Below are 14,572 nucleotides of genomic sequence, written 5' to 3'. Positions count from 1 at the left end.
GACGCACACGGCATACGGCACCGACCACGCCCAGCGGGCTGTAGAGTCAAGGTGTCCCAGCGCCCGTCCGTGGCGCCAACGCCGGATCCGGCAGGGGACGTCGGGCGCGCGATGGCGCGTCCACCGGGACTCGGGCCGAGTCCGCCGCCGACACCGCGTCACCTGTTCCATCTGGGTGGGGGTGCCGTTCCGGGCATCGGGCCCGCGTCCGCCGCGTCATCAGGAGGAACATGGCAACGCGCGTCCGCCGCCGCCCCGACGGCCAGGGCCAGAACCAGCGCAAGGACGACCCTGCGCCGCTCATCCCCGTGCTCGCCCGGCGGGTCCGCGAGGTCGAGTCGCGGGTGTCGAGCAAGGGCAAGGCCAGCCCGACGAACCGCACCAAGTTCCTCGTCGTGGCCCTGCTGATGCGCTCCGAACGGGCCCGCGTGCGCGACGACGCCTCGATCCCCGGCGGCACCCGCGCCGACCTGCTCAAGCGCCTCGACGGCATCGCGACGATCCTCGCGCAGATCGCCGCTCGCGACACGAGCCTGCTGACCCTGCTCGACGCGAACGCCAAGCCGGGTCCGGCCGCCCAGCAGATGCGCCGAGACTGGCTGCTCGAGTCGGGCGCCGAGCTCGCCGAGGAGGACCTCGTCATCCAGGCGCCGGAGCCGCCCCGACCGGTCGTGCCCCCGCAGATCGCGGCGCGCCAGGTCACGCCGCAGTCGGTGCCGTCGCGCGCGCTCGCCAACCCGTTCCTCACGCCGGACCTCGGCCGCGCCGAGCAGCAGTACCTGCCGGGGCGCCTCGCCGGGTGGGACCTCCTCAGCCCGCTCTACCGCGCCTTCGAGCAGGGCGCCGGCGGGGAGGCGGCCACGATGGCACTGCCGCCGAAGCCGCAGATCGACCGCTTCTCGCCGCCCGGGTCGCAGCTCATGGTCCACCAGTCGCGCTTCCTCCAGAGCGTCCAGGAGGGGCACCGCACCTTCCTGCTCGCCGACGAGCCGGGCCTCGGCAAGACGGCGCAGTCGGTGATGGCGGCCTCGATCGCGGGCGCCTACCCGATGCTCGCCGTCGTGCCCAACGTCGTGAAGATCAACTGGGCCCGCGAGGTCGAGCGGTGGACGCCGCAGCGTCGGGTCACCGTGATCCACGGCGACGGCAACGACGTCGACGCCTTCGCCGACGTCTTCGTCGTCAACTACGAGATCCTCGACCGGCACTTCGCGTGGCTCTCGAGCTTCGGCTTCCGGTCGATGGTCGTCGACGAGGCCCACTTCATCAAGAACCTCGGGTCGCAGCGATCCCAGCAGGTGCTCGCCCTCGGCGACCGGCTCCGGGCCACGGCGCCCGGCGGCAACCCGCTGCTCATCGCCCTCACGGGCACGCCACTCATCAACGACGTCAAGGACTTCGACGCGATCTGGCGGTTCCTCGGCTGGATCAAGGACGGCAAGCCCGCCCCCGAGATCGTGCGCCGGCTCGACGACATCGGCCTCACGCCGGCCGACCGCGGCTTCTACCCCGAGGCACGCCAGGTCGTCATCGACCAGGGCATCGTGCGACGCCGCAAGGTCGACGTGGCGAAGGACCTGCCCGACAAGCGCATCGCCGACATCACGGTCGAGCTCGACGACGACCTCGGTCGCTCGATCCGGGCGGCCGAGAAGGCGTTGGGCGACAAGCTCGCCCGCCGCTACCGCGCCTTCCTCGCCGAGGCCAACGCGACCGAGGTCCCGGGCGAGCCCGACGAGGCACTGATGCGGCGCGTCGCCGCATCGGAGCTGCGCGCCGGCGCCGGCGAGAAGTCCGACGGCAAGAAGACCGAGAGCGTCTTCAGCCTCGTGCGACGCATCGGCCAGGCGAAGGCGCGCCTCGCCGCCGACTACGCCGCACAGCTGTCGCACTCGGTCGGCAAGGTCGTGCTGTTCGCCAAGCACATCGACGTCATGGACAGCGCCGAGCAGGTGCTCGCCGATGCGGGGCTGCGCACGGTGTCGATCCGCGGCGACCAGACCACGAAGCAGCGCACCGACGCGATCGACGCGTTCCAGAAGGACCCCGAGGTCTCCGTCGCCGTCTGCTCGCTCCTCGCCGCCGGCGTGGGCATCAACCTCCACGCGGCGTCCAACGTCGTGCTCGCCGAGCTGTCGTGGACCGCTGCCGAGCAGCAGCAGGCCATCGACCGCGTGCACCGCATCGGTCAGGACGAGCCGGTCACGGCCTGGCGCCTGCTCGCGGCGGGCACCATCGACTCGCGCATCGCCGAGCTCATCGACGCCAAGCAGGGACTCGCGGCCCGGGCGCTCGACGGCTCGGACGTCGACGTGGCTAGCGGCGACACCGTGCAGCTGAACGCGCTCGTCGAGCTGCTGCGTCGCTCGCTCGCCGAGGCCTGACGCACGCTCGGCCTCAGAGGTCGAGGTGCATGATGCTGAGGCCGACGCGCTCGCCCGAGGGCAGCTCGTGGGCCCGCGGCACCGTGCCGATCACCGTGAAGCCGAGGCTCTCGTACAGCCGCACCGCGCTCTTGTTCGTCGCCACCACGGCGTTGAACTGCATTGCGGCAAAACCGGACTCGCGTGCCCACTGGATCGAGTCGATGACGAGCGCCTGACCGACGCCGAGACCCCGGGAGTCGGCGGCGACCATGTAGCTGGCCGTCGAGACGTGCGCCCCGGGGCCGGGCCGGTTGCGCCCCATCTTGGCCGTGCCGAGCACGCGGTCACCGTCGACGGCGACGCTCGCCCGGCCGCCGGGGCCGTTCTCGAGCCAGATCGCCCGGGCGTCCGCCTCGGAGAGGTCGGTCGGGTACGGGAACGTGTCGCCGGCCCGGACGACCTGCTCGATGATGGGCCACACCTGCGGCCAGTCCGCATCGGCGTAGTCACGGACCTTCACTGCACTTGCCACTCGGGTTTCCTTACTTCTCAGGCATGTTCGCGTCGAGCTCACTCAACCACGCCACCGAGGTCGCGTCGGACGGCATACGCCAGTCACCGCGCGGCGAGAGCGAGCCCCCGGCGACCACCTTGGGGCCGTTGGGAAGCGCCGAGCGCTTGAACTGGTTGGCGAAGAAGCGCTTGACGAACACCTCGAGCCAGTGCCGGATCGTCTCGAGGTCGTATGCCCTCCGCTCGGCCTCCGGGTAGCCGGTGGGCCACTCCCCCGCCTCGCTGTCGCGCCACGCGTTCCAGGCCAGGTAGGCGATCTTCGACGGACGGTAGCCGCGGCGCAGCACGTGGAAGAGCGTGAAGTCCTGCAGCGCGTACGGCCCGATCCTGGCCTGGGTGCTCTGCGGCTTCTCGCCCTCCTTGGCGGGGACCAGCTCGGGCGAGATCTCGGTGTCGAGGATCGAGATGAGCGTCTCGCCGACGGGGTCCTCGAACTGGCTCGACGAGACGACCCAGCGGATGAGGTGCTGCATCAGGGTCTTCGGCACGCCGGAGTTCACGCCGTAGTGGCTCATCTGGTCGCCGACCCCGTAGGTGCACCAGCCGAGGGCGAGCTCGGACAGGTCGCCGGTGCCGAGGACGATGCCGCCGCGCTGGTTGGCGATGCGGAAGAGGTAGTCGGTGCGCAGCCCCGCCTGGACGTTCTCGAAGGTCACGTCGTAGACCTCCTCGCCCCGGCCGAACGGGTGGCCCATCGCGGTGAGCATCTGCGTCGCGGCAGGCTTGATGTCGAGCTCCTCCCACGTGACGTCGAGCGAGTCCATCAGTGCGATCGCGTTGCTCTTCGTGTGGTCGCTCGTCGCGAAGCCGGGCATCGTGAAGGCGAGGATGTCGCTGCGCGGGCGGTCGAGCCGGTCCATCGCCTTGGCCGCGACGATGAGGGCGTGCGTCGAGTCGAGGCCCCCGCTGACGCCGATCACGACCTTCGGCTGGCCGATCGCGCGCAGCCGTTGCTCCAGCCCCGAGACCTGGATGTTGTACGCCTCGTAGCAGTCGAGCGCGAGCCTCTCCTCGTCGTCGGGCACGAAGGGGAAGCGGTCGACCTTGCGGAGCAGGCCGATGTCGCCCGACGGCGGCGAGAGCTCGAGCTCGATGGTGCGGAACCCGTCGGTGCGGTGGGCGAGCGTGCGGCGGTTGTCGTCGAAGGTGCCCTGGCGCTGCCGCTCCTGGCGGAGCAGGTCGAGGTCGATGTCGGCCACCGACCGGCGGGGCCCGTCGGGAAAGCGCTCGCTCTCGGCGAGCAGCGCGCCGTTCTCGTAGACCATCGTCATGCCGTCCCACGACAGGTCGGTCGAGCTCTCGCCCTCGCCCGCCGCGGCGTACAGGTAGGCCGCGAGGCAGCGGGTCGAGGCGCTGCGGGCGAGCAGGTGGCGGTCCTCGGCGCGTGCCACCGTGATGGGCGAGCCGGAGAGGTTGGTGAGGACGGTCGCGCCCGCCAGCGCCGCCTCGTGGCTGGGCGGCACCGGCACCCACATGTCCTCGCACACCTCGACGTGCAGCACGAAGCCGGGCACGTCGGTGGCTCTGAACAGCAGGTCGGGACCGAAGGGCACCCGGTCACCCGCGACGTCGATGGTCTGGCCACGCTGGTCGTCGCCCGGCGCGAAGTGCCGCCGCTCGTAGAACTCGCGGTAGGTCGGCAGGTAGGACTTCGGGGCGACGCCGATGATGCGCCCGGCGTGGATGACGACGCCGCAGTTGTAGACGCGTGAGCCCTTCTCGAGCGGCGCGCCGACGACGAGCACGATGGTGAGGTCGGCGGTGGCCTCGGCGATGCGGGCCAGCGCGTCGTCGACCGCGTCGAGCAGGGGGTCCTGCAGGAACAGGTCGTCGACGGCGTAGCCGGAGAGGCACAGCTCGGGGAAGGTCGCGAGCGCCACACCCTCGTCGGCGAGGTCGCGGGCCTCGGCGACCACCGCGTCGGCGTTGCGCTCGGGGTCGACCGCGACGATGGGCAGCGTGCAGGCGGCGACGCGGGCGAAACCCTGGGCGTAGGAGCTGTAGAAGTCCATGGGCCCCAGTCAATCGCACGGGAGACATCGCTCGACGAACGACGCACGTGTGACGCGGGCCTCGCCGCGAGGGCTGCCATACCCGTGGCCAATCTACTACACTATGTAGTAGTCGAGCTGCCGCCCGATGCGACCCGGAGGAGGCCACCATGTCCGACACAATGCACGACCCGTCCAGCAGCACGGTCCAGGAGCTGCACCCCGAGCAGTCGTGGGGCTTCCTGCGCGAGCGCGAGCTCGGTCGCCTCGCCTTCCACCTCGTCGGAGAGGTGCACATCGTCCCCGTCAACTACGCGGTCGACGGCGAGCGCCTCGTCTTCATGACGTCCGAGGGCAGCAAGCTCTTCGGCGTCACGTCGAACAGCGACGTCGCCTTCGAGGTCGACGACATCTCGGGCGAGCACGCGACGAGTGTCATCTGCCGGGGGCGAGCGCACGTGCTCGAGGGACAGGCCGCCTACGTCGCCGAGCGTCTGCCGGTGCGGCCCTGGGTGGGCACCCCCAAGACCGTCGTGGTCGCCATCGAGGTCGACGAGATCTCGGGGCGCCGCTTCCGGCTGACCCGCCCGTGGCTGCGCGACCTTCCCTCGGACCCGCCTGTCTAGACGCCGCTGAATGCGCCGCCGACTCGCCGCTGCGCGGAGCGGAGGTTTGCCCGGAAACGTCCGCGAATGGGCGCTCCGACCGTTTGCTCCCGCACTTTGACCCGGCCTCGGGCCGTCCCTACGTTGGACGATTTATACCCACCTGAAGGAGTCCCTTGATGGAGCACCGACATGCTCTGGCCGCCGCGACGGCGGCCGTCTCCATAGCCGGCAGCGGCGCCTTCGCGGCCTGGTCCTTCGCCAGTGAGCCGCAGCTGCCGGAGGTCCCGAAACCGCGCCCCGCGTCCGTCGCCGTGGCATCCCAGCAGCCCACGGTCGTGCGCACGAAGGTCGTCGTCGACAAGGTCGTCGTCCCGGCGCCCGCCGCGCCCGCCACGCCCGCTGCGCCTGCGGCGGTCGCCCCGGCTGCAGCCCCCGCTCCGGCTGTGCCGGCAGCGCCCGCTGCCCCGGCCGTCGACGACTCAGGTCACGGTGGCGACGACTCCGGCCACAGCTCTGGCAGCTCTGGCAGCTCTGGCAGCTCTGGCAGCTCTGGCAGCTCTGGCAGCTCTGGCAGCTCTGGCGGCTCCGACGACGACGAGGTACGCCGATGAGCAGGGGACGTCACACGCACCCCGCCTCCGCGTCACGCATCGTCGTGTCGGGCCTCAGCGTCGCAGGCACGGTGCTGGCCGTGACGGCGATCCACCACGACGGTCGGACCGAGGCCTTCGAGAAGGCGCGCCACAAGGCGGCCGAGATGACCGCGTGGAACGCAGCCCAGGCGGCATACGAGAAGAAGGCCAAGGCGGCGGCAGCGACGCCGCGCGTCGTGACGAAGGTCGTGCACAAGAAGGTCTACGTCTCCGCCGGCAGCGCGGGCGCGACGGGCTCCGTCGTCGGCGCCTCTGCCGGGTCCTCCGGGTCGTCGTCGTCGTCCTCGTCGCCGGCTCCCGCCGCGGCGCCCAGGGCGGCTGCGGCCCCGGCCGCCCCACCCCCTCCGGCGACGAAGTCCGCCGGGAGCTGAGCCGCCGTGGTCAGCTCACCGAGCGACCTTCCGCAGCTGGCCGACGTGCTGCCACCGATCGCCCCTCCTCTGGCCGAGGTGGGCTTCCGGGCCATGGGCAGCGACTTCCACGTCGTCGTCGCCGGTGGTGACGCGGACACCCTGCTCGGGCACGCCCGCGAGCGCGTCGAGGCCCTCGAGCAGGCGTGGTCGCGGTTCCGGCCCGACAGCGACCTGTCGCGCCTCAACGCGGCCGAGGGGGCGTGGACGGCCGTCGAGCCCGAGACCGCGTCGCTGCTCGGCATCGCGGTGCACGCGTACGACGTGACCGGGGGACTCTTCGACCCGCGCGTCCACGACGACCTCGTGCACGCCGGCTACGACCGGAGCTTCGAGCTGCTCGGCACCGGCCCCCACGAGGCCGTCCCGCAGGTGGCAGTCGGGCAACACGACACCGAGGCCGACGCGCACAGCCGAGCCACCCGCGAACCGCTCGACGTCGAGGTGGACGACGGTGCCGTGCGGCTGCCCGCCGGGTGCCGGATCGACCTCGGCGGCATCGGTAAGGGGCGCACGGCCGACCTCCTCGCCGCCGAGCTCGTGGGGCTCGGGGCCGACGGGGCCTGTGTCAACGCCGGTGGCGACGTGCGCGCGCGGGGCTGGTCGTCCGACGGCCTCTGGGCCGTCGAGGTCGAGGACCCGTTCGCGCCCGAGGGCCCCGGGTCGGTCGTCGGCGTGGTCGACGGAGCGGTCGCGACCTCGAGCGTGCTCAAGCGCTCGTGGGCGGACGCCACCGGGCGTCGCGCCCACCACCTCATCGACCCCCGCACCGGTGCACCCGCCGACACCGGAGTCGCGAGCGTGACGGTCGTCGCCTCGCAGACGCTCTGGGCCGAGGTCTTCGCCAAGGCGGTCGTCGTCGCCGGCGCCGACGAGGGCCTGGCCCTGCTCGCTCGGCACGCCCTCGACGCCCGCATCACCCTCTCCTCGGGAGAGGTGCTCACCACGCACGACTACGAGAGGTTTTCACCATGGACGACAAGCTCTGGTGGTACATCGCCCGTTCGAGCGGGCTGACGGCCTGGGTCCTCGTCTCCCTGACGGTCCTCTGGGGCCTGGTCCTGTCGACACGCGTGTTCGGCAACCGGGCGGCGCCGGCCTGGCTTCTCGACCTGCACCGCGCCCTCGGCGCGCTCACGGTCGTCTTCACGGGGGTGCACCTGACCGGGCTGGTGCTCGACGAGTACAGCGCGTTCGGGCCGTCCGACATCCTCGTGCCGCTCGCGTCGTCGTTCCGCCCTGCCGCCGTGGCCTGGGGCGTCGTGGCCATGTACCTGCTCGTGGCCATCTCGGTGACGAGCTGGACGCGTCGGTGGATCCCCGACCGCCTGTGGCGTTGGGTGCACGCGTCCGCGCACGGCGTGTTCGTGCTGACGACGATCCACACCCTCACCGCCGGCACCGACGCCGGTGGCCTCTTCGTCAAGGTCTTCGCGGTCGTTGCCGCCGGCGCGTACCTCTTCCTGGCGACCTACCGCCTGCTCGCCGGTCGCCGCAAGCCCGTGCTCGCCGGCGCGCCCGCCGCGAGCGGCCCGCAGTCCACGTCCCTGGCGACCCCGGCCGCCGGGGCCGCCGGCATCGCCGGTGCGGCGTTCCACCCGTTGACCGTGCGCGAGGTGCGGCGCGAGACGGCCGACTCGGTCTCCGTGTCGTTCGAGGTGCCGGAGCGGCACGCGGAGGACTTCCGCTTCGAGCCCGGACAGTTCCTCTCGCTGCGTCGCGAGGTCGAGGGCAGGCCGGTGACCCGTCAGTACTCCATCTGCAGCGGCCTCGCGGACGGCGAGCTGCGCATCGCCGTCCGGCGCGCAGACGGCGGCGCCGTCTCCCCGTGGATCGTCGACACCCTCCGTGAGGGCGACACCCTCGAGGTCGCCCCGCCCGCCGGCCGGTTCACGACCGCCCTCAACGCCCTCGCCCGTCGCCGGGTCCTGGGCGTCGCGGCCGGCAGTGGCATCACCCCGGTGCTCTCGATCCTCAAGAGCGTGCTGCACCTCGAGCCGCACAGCCGCGCCGTGCTGCTCGTGGGCAACAAGGGCCCCGACAGCGTCATGCTCGCCGACGCCATCGACGAGCTGGCCCAGACCACCGACGGGCGGCTGACGGTCGTGCACCAGTTCAGCCGTCCGATCGAGACGCCCGAGGGCCTGGCCGAGCAGGCCGTGCGACACGGGCGCCTCGACGCAGAGCGCCTCGCCCACTCCGACTTCGAGCCGCTGCGGCTCGGTGAGGTCGACGACGCCTTCCTCTGCGGCCCGGGCGGGTTCGTCTCGGGCGTGAAGTCGCACCTCATCGAGTCGGGCGTGCCCGCCGACCGAATCCGGTCCGAGTCGTTCGACCGAGGTGCCGCACCCGACCTGTCGGTCGGGCCCTCCACCGACGGCACGCCCCTGACCATCGTCGCGGGCGGGGCTGCCAGCGAGGTCGTGCAGGGCGGCGCGGACTCCATCCTCGAGGCGGGCCTGCGCGCCGGGCTCGACCTGCCCTACTCGTGCATGGCCGGCTCGTGCGGCACCTGCGTCGCCCGGGTGACCTCGGGCGACGTCGACCCCGGCGCCGGAGAGCTGACCGCCGACGAGCGGGCGGCCGGTCAGGTGCTCACCTGCCAGGCGCGCGCGACCGGCCCCGGCGCCTGCGTCAGCTACGACCCCGCCGACGCGACAGCGGTGTTCGCTGCCGTGCCGGGAGGGAGCACGGCGGCCCGTCAGGTGTAGGCGGGGGCTCGCCTGGCAGGTGCCTCAGCCGACGGCGTCGCGTGCCGCGACGAACGCGTCGACGCACGCGCGCACGTCGGCCTCCGAGTGGGCAGCAGAGAGCTGCACCCGGATGCGGGCCTTGCCTCTGGGCACGACGGGGAAGCTGAAGGCGATGACGTAGACGCCGTTGCCGAGCATGTGGTCGGCGATCTCGGCGGCGCGCCGGGCACCGTCCTCGCCGGGGAACATGACGGGGCGGATCGGGTGCGTGCCCGGCAGCAGCTCGAAACCGGCCTCGGTCATCAGCGTGTGGAACAGCGCGGTGTTGGCCTTGAGGACCTCCCGCTTCTCGGCCGAGCCCTCGATCAGCTCGAGCGCGGCCATCGAGCCCGCCGTGACGGCCGGGGCGACCGAGTTGCTGAACAGGTAGGGACGCGAACGCTGCCGAAGCAGCTCGACGATCTCGCGGTGGCTCGCGACGTAGCCTCCGCTCGCGCCACCGAGGGCCTTGCCGAGCGTGCCGGTGACGATGTCGACGCGGTCCTGCACCCCGAACAGCTCGGGGGTGCCCCGGCCGCCGTCACCCACGAAGCCGACCGCGTGCGAGTCGTCGACGAAGACCATCGCACCGAACTCCTCTGCCAGGTCGCAGATCTCGTCGAGCGGGGCGTACGAGCCATCCATCGAGAAGACGCCGTCGGTGACGACGACCTTGCGCTTGGCACCGGCCGCCTGCGCCGCCTCGAGCTGCGCCCGCAGGTCGGTCACGTCGGCGTTCCTGTAGCGGTAGCGCATCGCCTTGCTCAGGCGCACGCCGTCGATGATCGAGGCGTGGTTCAGCTCGTCGCTGATGATCGCGTCCTCGGCGCCGAAGAGCACCTCGAAGACGCCTCCGTTGGCGTCGAAGCAAGATGAGTAGAGGATCGTCGCCTCGGTGCCGAGGAACTCGCTGATCCTCGCCTCGAGGGCGGTGTGCAGCGTCTGGGTTCCGCAGATGAAGCGCACCGATGCCATCCCGAAGCCCCACTCGTCGAGGGCCTTCTTCGAGGCCTCGACGACACCGGGGTCGTTGGCGAGGCCGAGGTAGTTGTTGGCGCAGAAGTTGAGGGCGTCGGCCTTGAGCGTCGTTACGTGCGCCGACTGGGGCGACGTCAGCTCTCGCTCACTCTTGTAGAGACCGGCCTCGCGGATCTCCTGGAGCGTCGCGGTGATCTCGTCCTTCACGGAGCCGTACATCGGTGTCCTTCGTGGGTCGGGTGGCATGACGGGGTGCTTGTGGCGCCACCCAGCGTATGCCCCGCGGTGTGCGCCGCGACCTCTGCCAAGTCGCCGCGGGGGGTGACATCGAGGCGTAGCGTGAGGCGCATCCATTCCTCGGGGGAGTGAGACCAGTGAGGCGAGAACATGCCCGAGTTCATGGACGTGCACACCAACATGCCCGGCGTCACCTCGGAGGCGCTCCTGGCGGCGCACCAGGCCGACCTCGACATCCAGGACGACGAGGGCGTGAACTTCAAGCACGCCTGGGCCGACCCCAACACGGGTCACGTCTTCTGCCTGTCGGAGGGGCCGAGCGCCGAGGCCGTGCAGCGCATTCACGAGCGTGCCGGGCACCCCGCCGACGAGATCCACGAGATCACGGTCACCGCCTGACGGCCCCAGCTGGCCTCGGTGCATGGGACAGCAGGACCGTGACCGCTTCGCCGCAGCCCGGGTGGCCCGGCTGGCGACGGTCGGTGCCGATGGTGCGCCGCACCTGGTGCCGATCGTCTTCGTCGTGCGGGGCGACGTCGTCTGGAGCGCGGTCGACCACAAGCCGAAGTCGACCCGTGCGCTGCGCCGCCTCGCCAACATCGAGGCCCAGCCGGCGGTGAGCCTGCTCGTCGACCACTACGACGACGACTGGACGAAGCTGTGGTGGGTCCGGGCCGACGGCGACGCGACCGTCGTCCAGGTCGGAGCGGACGGCCCGGACGACACCGGCGCGGTCCTCGACGCCCTCGTCGCGAAGTACCCGCAGTACGCGACCGACCGCCCCGGAGGTCCACTCGTCCGGGTGGACGTGCGGCACTGGTCGTCGTGGGAGCACTCGCGGCGAGCGCCGGGCCGCCGAGGCTGACGTCGCGCCCGTCCCGGCCAGGTCGCTCCACGTGTCGACTCGGTCACTCACCCACGCTCGGGTGCGCTGTCTCGACTGGGGCCCGGGCGTGCTGCCCCACTAGGGTTGTTCGGGTTTCGGCGCGGTGATCCCGCCCGGCCCGCCCTCCATCCCCCACCCTCAGGGAACGCTCTCGTGCTCCGACGTCTGACTCCCGCCTGCGCTGTCACTGCCTGCGCGCTGGCCCTGGCCGCCTGTGGTGGCAGCTCCCCGAGCCAGTCGCCCGAAGCCGCCGCGCACCCCTCCTGGGCCGTCGTCGCCGAGCTCGTCTGCCCGTCGAGCGGTGACTCGACGGGCTCGCTGGCGGAGCACAGGATCGCGTGCACGTCGAAGGGCAGGCAGGTCGAGGCCGCCTTCTACGACGAGGCGGTGCAGCTCGACCGCCGGGTCAGCACGTTCGAGTGCAAGGCGGGCGTCAAGTCCGTCGCCGGCAAGGACTGGATGGTGCCGGCGGTCACGGACGAGCAGGTCGTCGCCGAGCTTCTCGACGCCGGCGGCATCAACCTCTGCTGAGGGACTGCTCGTCGAGGAACGCGTGGGTGAGGTCGGCCAGCTCGCGCGCGGACTCGGTGTTGAGCAGCGGCCCGGCGCCCTCGACGACCTGCAGCCGCGCCGTCGGCAGCTGCTGCGAGAGGTGCTGGGCGGCGGTGACGCCTGCCTTGTCCTTCGAGCCCGCCACGACGAGGGTGGGCGCCGTGACCTCGCGCAGCGACTCGGTGCCGTCGAAGCCCTTGAGCGCCTCGAGCACCGCGAGCATCCGCGGGCGGGAGACCCCGGCGTCGACGAGCTTGCTCTCTGGGACGAGCCGCATGGCGAGCCGCTGCATGCGCAGCGCGCCCTTCGAGGGGCGCACGAGCGTGCCGCCGAGCACGAGCCGACCGACGAGCTCGGGCCGCTCGACGGCGAGGCGCAGCGCGACGCTCGCACCGACCGAGACCCCGACGAAGTCGGCCTGCCTGACGCCCTGCAGCTCCAGCTCGTCGGCGACCCCGGCGGCCGCGGCCACGAGGTCGAATCCGACGGGGTCCCTGGGCCTCAGGCCCCGCATCCATGGGGCGTTCATCGGACGGCCGGCACCGAACGCCGACACGAAGTCCTGCCACGCGATGGGCGACTGACCCAGCCCGTGCAGGAGGACGAGCGGCCGGGGACGCGCACTCGGGTCGGCAGCGGACGGCATACGAGAAACCCTCAGCTCCAGTCGAGGACGACCTTGCCGCACTGGCCGGACCGTGCGGTCTCGAAGGCCTCCTCCCACTGCTCGGCCTTGAACCGGTGGGTGATCACCTGGGCGACTGCGGCGCGGAGATGCTCGGACGTCGCGATCATCTGCGACATGGCGTACCAGGTGTCGTACATCTCGCGGCCGTAGATGCCCTTGAGCGTGATCATGTGGGTGATCACCTTGCCCCAGTCGAGGTCGTAGGACTGGTGCGGCAGCCCGAGCAGCGCGATGCGGCCGCCGTGGTTCATGTTGGTGATGAGGTCGGTGACTGCCGGCGCGGCCCCCGACATCTCGAGGCCGATGTCGAAGCCCTCCTTCATGCCGAGGTGCCGCTGGGCGTCGGCGAGGCTCTCGCGGGTGACGTTGATCGTCAGGTCGGCACCGGCAGCCTCGGCGAGCGAGAGGCGGTAGTCGCTCGCGTCGCTGACGACGACGTAGCGGGCGCCGGCGTGCCGTGCGATGGCGGCTGCCATGACGCCGATGGGGCCGCCGCCGGTGATGACGACGTCCTCGCCGACCATCGGCCACTGCAGCGCCGTGTGGGTCGCGTTGCCGAGCGGGTCGAAGACGGCGCCGAGGTCGGGGTCGAGGTCGGCCGGCTGCACCCACGCGTTGCTCGCCGGGATGACGACGTAGTCGGCGAACGCGCCGTCACGGTTGACGCCGATGCCCTGCGTGCGGATGCAGAGGTGGCGTCGGCCCGCGCGGCAGTTGCGGCACGTGCCGCACACGATGTGGCCCTCGCCGGAGGCCCGGTCGCCGACCTTGACGTCGGTGACGTCCTCGCCGACCTCGACGACCTCGCCGTAGAACTCGTGGCCGATCACGAGCGGCGGCGTGACGACCGACTCGGCCCAGTCGTCCCAGCCCGCGAGGTGCAGGTCGGTGCCGCAGAGGCCGGCGCGAAGCACGCGGATCTTGACGTCTGCGGGCCCGCACACGGGCTCGGGACGCTCGACGAGCTCCAGGCCGGGGCCTGCGGACAGCTTGGTGAGTGCACGCACGGGGGAGAGTCTGCCGTATGCCGTCGGGCCTGGTCTCGGGGGCGGTGACCGGGGCCCCCGGCGTGCGTTTGCGGGGAGACACCGATGTACGGGGGCCCGGCGGCGCAATACTCCTGGTGAAGGGGCCCACCTCTCGGCGATCTTCACGACGCTGCCGCTCGAGTCCCACGACCACACGACGAACCGGCGGGTGCTGGCGGTGCCGGCCTTCCTGCGCAGCGGCGCCGGTGAGGCGTGAGCGCTGCGAGGATGGCGGGGTGACGAACCCACCGGAGAGCGCGCGTGTCGAGCAGGCCGTCGACCTGCTGCGCGCGGCGGGCGAGCGCCTCACCCCGGCGAGGTATGCCGTCCTGCGGGTCGTCGACGCCGCCGACCGCAGCGACGAGCACCTCACCGCCGAGGACATCGGCGCCCGCGTGGCCGAGCTCGAGCCGGCCGTGCACCGCGCCACCGTCTACCGCACGCTCACCTCGCTCGTCGACACCGGCGTGCTGTCACACGTGCACCTGGGCGGTGCTGCCACCGTCTACCACCTCAGCGCGGTTCCGGCCCAACATCACGCCGACCACGACACGGTCCACCAGCCGCACGGGCACCACGCCCACGTCCAGTGCCACGCCTGCGGCAAGGTGCTCGACGTCGCGCCCGAGGTCTTCGACGACGTCGCCGAGCGGCTGCGCGCCGACCTCGGCTTCGTCCTCGACACCGGCCACGCCGCCCTGCTCGGCACGTGCCAGGACTGCCTCACCTGACCCCGTCAACCGTCGAGTGGCCAGACTTTGCGGTCCGGGCGATGTCGAGTGGGAGGGCTAGATGTGATGCCCAGTCACGTTGGTCGAGTCAGTGTGACGACACGATCTGACCTTCATGGCAGATGAAGACCTCCCGGTG

At 71.8% G+C, this 14,572-nt stretch carries 15 protein-coding genes; 10 read left to right on the top strand and 5 right to left on the bottom strand.

The genetic code is table 11. From position 1 onward, the window contains the following. The first annotated feature begins 230 nt into the window (after positions 1-230). Positions 231-2,384 carry a DEAD/DEAH box helicase gene (locus ACFQ2V_RS07600; RefSeq protein ID WP_386052068.1) on the top strand — a complete coding sequence of 718 codons (2,154 nt, stop codon included), beginning with the start codon at positions 231-233 and terminating at the stop codon, positions 2,382-2,384. Positions 2,385-2,397: 13 nt separating this feature from the next. On the opposite strand, the gene ACFQ2V_RS07595 is transcribed toward ACFQ2V_RS07600, so the two are convergent. Further along, entirely contained in the window at positions 2,398-2,898 is a 501-nt protein-coding gene (locus tag ACFQ2V_RS07595; protein WP_386052067.1) for a GNAT family N-acetyltransferase, read from the bottom strand. 10 nt (positions 2,899-2,908) lie between these two features. Beyond that, positions 2,909-4,951, bottom strand: coding sequence for an NAD(+) synthase (locus ACFQ2V_RS07590; protein ID WP_386052066.1), 2,043 nt, complete (start codon positions 4,949-4,951; stop codon positions 2,909-2,911). Positions 4,952-5,100: 149 nt separating this feature from the next. Between ACFQ2V_RS07590 and ACFQ2V_RS07585 the strand changes: the two genes are divergently transcribed. The 5 genes from ACFQ2V_RS07585 (at position 5,101) to ACFQ2V_RS07565 (ending at position 9,312) form a co-directional block, all read left to right on the top strand. Then, the gene (locus ACFQ2V_RS07585) at positions 5,101-5,556 is read left to right on the top strand and encodes a pyridoxamine 5'-phosphate oxidase family protein (RefSeq protein ID WP_386052065.1); all 456 of its coding nucleotides are present in this window, start codon (positions 5,101-5,103) and stop codon (positions 5,554-5,556) included. Positions 5,557-5,714: 158 nt separating this feature from the next. Then, positions 5,715-6,149, top strand: coding sequence for a hypothetical protein (locus tag ACFQ2V_RS07580; protein WP_386052064.1), 435 nt, complete (start codon positions 5,715-5,717; stop codon positions 6,147-6,149). After that, positions 6,146-6,562 (top strand): hypothetical protein, encoded by a 417-nt coding sequence (locus tag ACFQ2V_RS07575; protein ID WP_386052063.1) that lies wholly within the window; start codon positions 6,146-6,148, stop codon positions 6,560-6,562. The genes ACFQ2V_RS07580 and ACFQ2V_RS07575 overlap by 4 nt, the downstream gene beginning before the upstream one ends. 6 nt (positions 6,563-6,568) lie before the next feature. Next, complete coding sequence (locus ACFQ2V_RS07570; protein ID WP_386052062.1) at positions 6,569-7,618, top strand: FAD:protein FMN transferase; 1,050 nt, start codon at positions 6,569-6,571, stop codon at positions 7,616-7,618. After that, positions 7,573-9,312 (top strand): 2Fe-2S iron-sulfur cluster-binding protein, encoded by a 1,740-nt coding sequence (locus ACFQ2V_RS07565; RefSeq protein WP_386052061.1) that lies wholly within the window; start codon positions 7,573-7,575, stop codon positions 9,310-9,312. The genes ACFQ2V_RS07570 and ACFQ2V_RS07565 overlap by 46 nt, the downstream gene beginning before the upstream one ends. Before the next feature lie 24 nt (positions 9,313-9,336). On the opposite strand, the gene ACFQ2V_RS07560 is transcribed toward ACFQ2V_RS07565, so the two are convergent. Continuing rightward, positions 9,337-10,530 carry a glycine C-acetyltransferase gene (locus ACFQ2V_RS07560; RefSeq protein ID WP_386052060.1) on the bottom strand — a complete coding sequence of 398 codons (1,194 nt, stop codon included), beginning with the start codon at positions 10,528-10,530 and terminating at the stop codon, positions 9,337-9,339. A 168-nt stretch (positions 10,531-10,698) separates the two neighbouring features. Between ACFQ2V_RS07560 and ACFQ2V_RS07555 the strand changes: the two genes are divergently transcribed. From ACFQ2V_RS07555 to ACFQ2V_RS07545, 3 genes are all read left to right on the top strand, one after another. Next, the gene (locus ACFQ2V_RS07555) at positions 10,699-10,947 is read left to right on the top strand and encodes an SCO4226 family nickel-binding protein (RefSeq protein ID WP_386052059.1); all 249 of its coding nucleotides are present in this window, start codon (positions 10,699-10,701) and stop codon (positions 10,945-10,947) included. A 22-nt stretch (positions 10,948-10,969) separates the two neighbouring features. Then, on the top strand, positions 10,970-11,413 hold the full coding sequence (locus ACFQ2V_RS07550) for a TIGR03668 family PPOX class F420-dependent oxidoreductase (protein ID WP_386052058.1): 444 nt from the start codon (positions 10,970-10,972) through the stop codon (positions 11,411-11,413). A gap of 174 nt (positions 11,414-11,587) precedes the next feature. Continuing rightward, positions 11,588-11,965 carry a hypothetical protein gene (locus ACFQ2V_RS07545; RefSeq protein ID WP_386052057.1) on the top strand — a complete coding sequence of 126 codons (378 nt, stop codon included), beginning with the start codon at positions 11,588-11,590 and terminating at the stop codon, positions 11,963-11,965. On the opposite strand, the gene ACFQ2V_RS07540 is transcribed toward ACFQ2V_RS07545, so the two are convergent. Beyond that, positions 11,952-12,632, bottom strand: coding sequence for an alpha/beta fold hydrolase (locus ACFQ2V_RS07540; RefSeq protein WP_386052056.1), 681 nt, complete (start codon positions 12,630-12,632; stop codon positions 11,952-11,954). The genes ACFQ2V_RS07545 and ACFQ2V_RS07540 overlap by 14 nt on opposite strands. Before the next feature lie 11 nt (positions 12,633-12,643). Further along, positions 12,644-13,681 carry an L-threonine 3-dehydrogenase gene (tdh, locus tag ACFQ2V_RS07535; RefSeq protein ID WP_386052055.1) on the bottom strand — a complete coding sequence of 346 codons (1,038 nt, stop codon included), beginning with the start codon at positions 13,679-13,681 and terminating at the stop codon, positions 12,644-12,646. A 257-nt stretch (positions 13,682-13,938) separates the two neighbouring features. Here tdh and ACFQ2V_RS07530 point away from each other — a divergent pair, with 257 nt between their 5' ends. Beyond that, complete coding sequence (locus ACFQ2V_RS07530; protein ID WP_386052054.1) at positions 13,939-14,433, top strand: Fur family transcriptional regulator; 495 nt, start codon at positions 13,939-13,941, stop codon at positions 14,431-14,433. Positions 14,434-14,572: the final 139 nt, after the last annotated feature.

This window comes from Terrabacter terrigena (genome assembly GCF_042676085.1).
Classification (GTDB): domain Bacteria; phylum Actinomycetota; class Actinomycetes; order Actinomycetales; family Dermatophilaceae; genus Terrabacter; species Terrabacter terrigena.
This window is presented reverse-complemented; position numbering and strand designations above follow the sequence as displayed.

Coding starts and splice junctions, on each gene's coding strand:
- ACFQ2V_RS07600 (WP_386052068.1), top strand. CDS start 231: ATGGCAACGCGCGTCCGCCGCCGCCCCGACGGCCAGGGCCAGAACCAG.
- ACFQ2V_RS07590 (WP_386052066.1), bottom strand. CDS start 4,951: ATGGACTTCTACAGCTCCTACGCCCAGGGTTTCGCCCGCGTCGCCGCC.
- ACFQ2V_RS07585 (WP_386052065.1), top strand. CDS start 5,101: ATGTCCGACACAATGCACGACCCGTCCAGCAGCACGGTCCAGGAGCTG.
- ACFQ2V_RS07580 (WP_386052064.1), top strand. CDS start 5,715: ATGGAGCACCGACATGCTCTGGCCGCCGCGACGGCGGCCGTCTCCATA.
- ACFQ2V_RS07575 (WP_386052063.1), top strand. CDS start 6,146: ATGAGCAGGGGACGTCACACGCACCCCGCCTCCGCGTCACGCATCGTC.
- ACFQ2V_RS07565 (WP_386052061.1), top strand. CDS start 7,573: ATGGACGACAAGCTCTGGTGGTACATCGCCCGTTCGAGCGGGCTGACG.
- ACFQ2V_RS07560 (WP_386052060.1), bottom strand. CDS start 10,530: ATGTACGGCTCCGTGAAGGACGAGATCACCGCGACGCTCCAGGAGATC.
- ACFQ2V_RS07555 (WP_386052059.1), top strand. CDS start 10,699: ATGCCCGAGTTCATGGACGTGCACACCAACATGCCCGGCGTCACCTCG.
- ACFQ2V_RS07550 (WP_386052058.1), top strand. CDS start 10,970: ATGGGACAGCAGGACCGTGACCGCTTCGCCGCAGCCCGGGTGGCCCGG.
- ACFQ2V_RS07540 (WP_386052056.1), bottom strand. CDS start 12,632: ATGCCGTCCGCTGCCGACCCGAGTGCGCGTCCCCGGCCGCTCGTCCTC.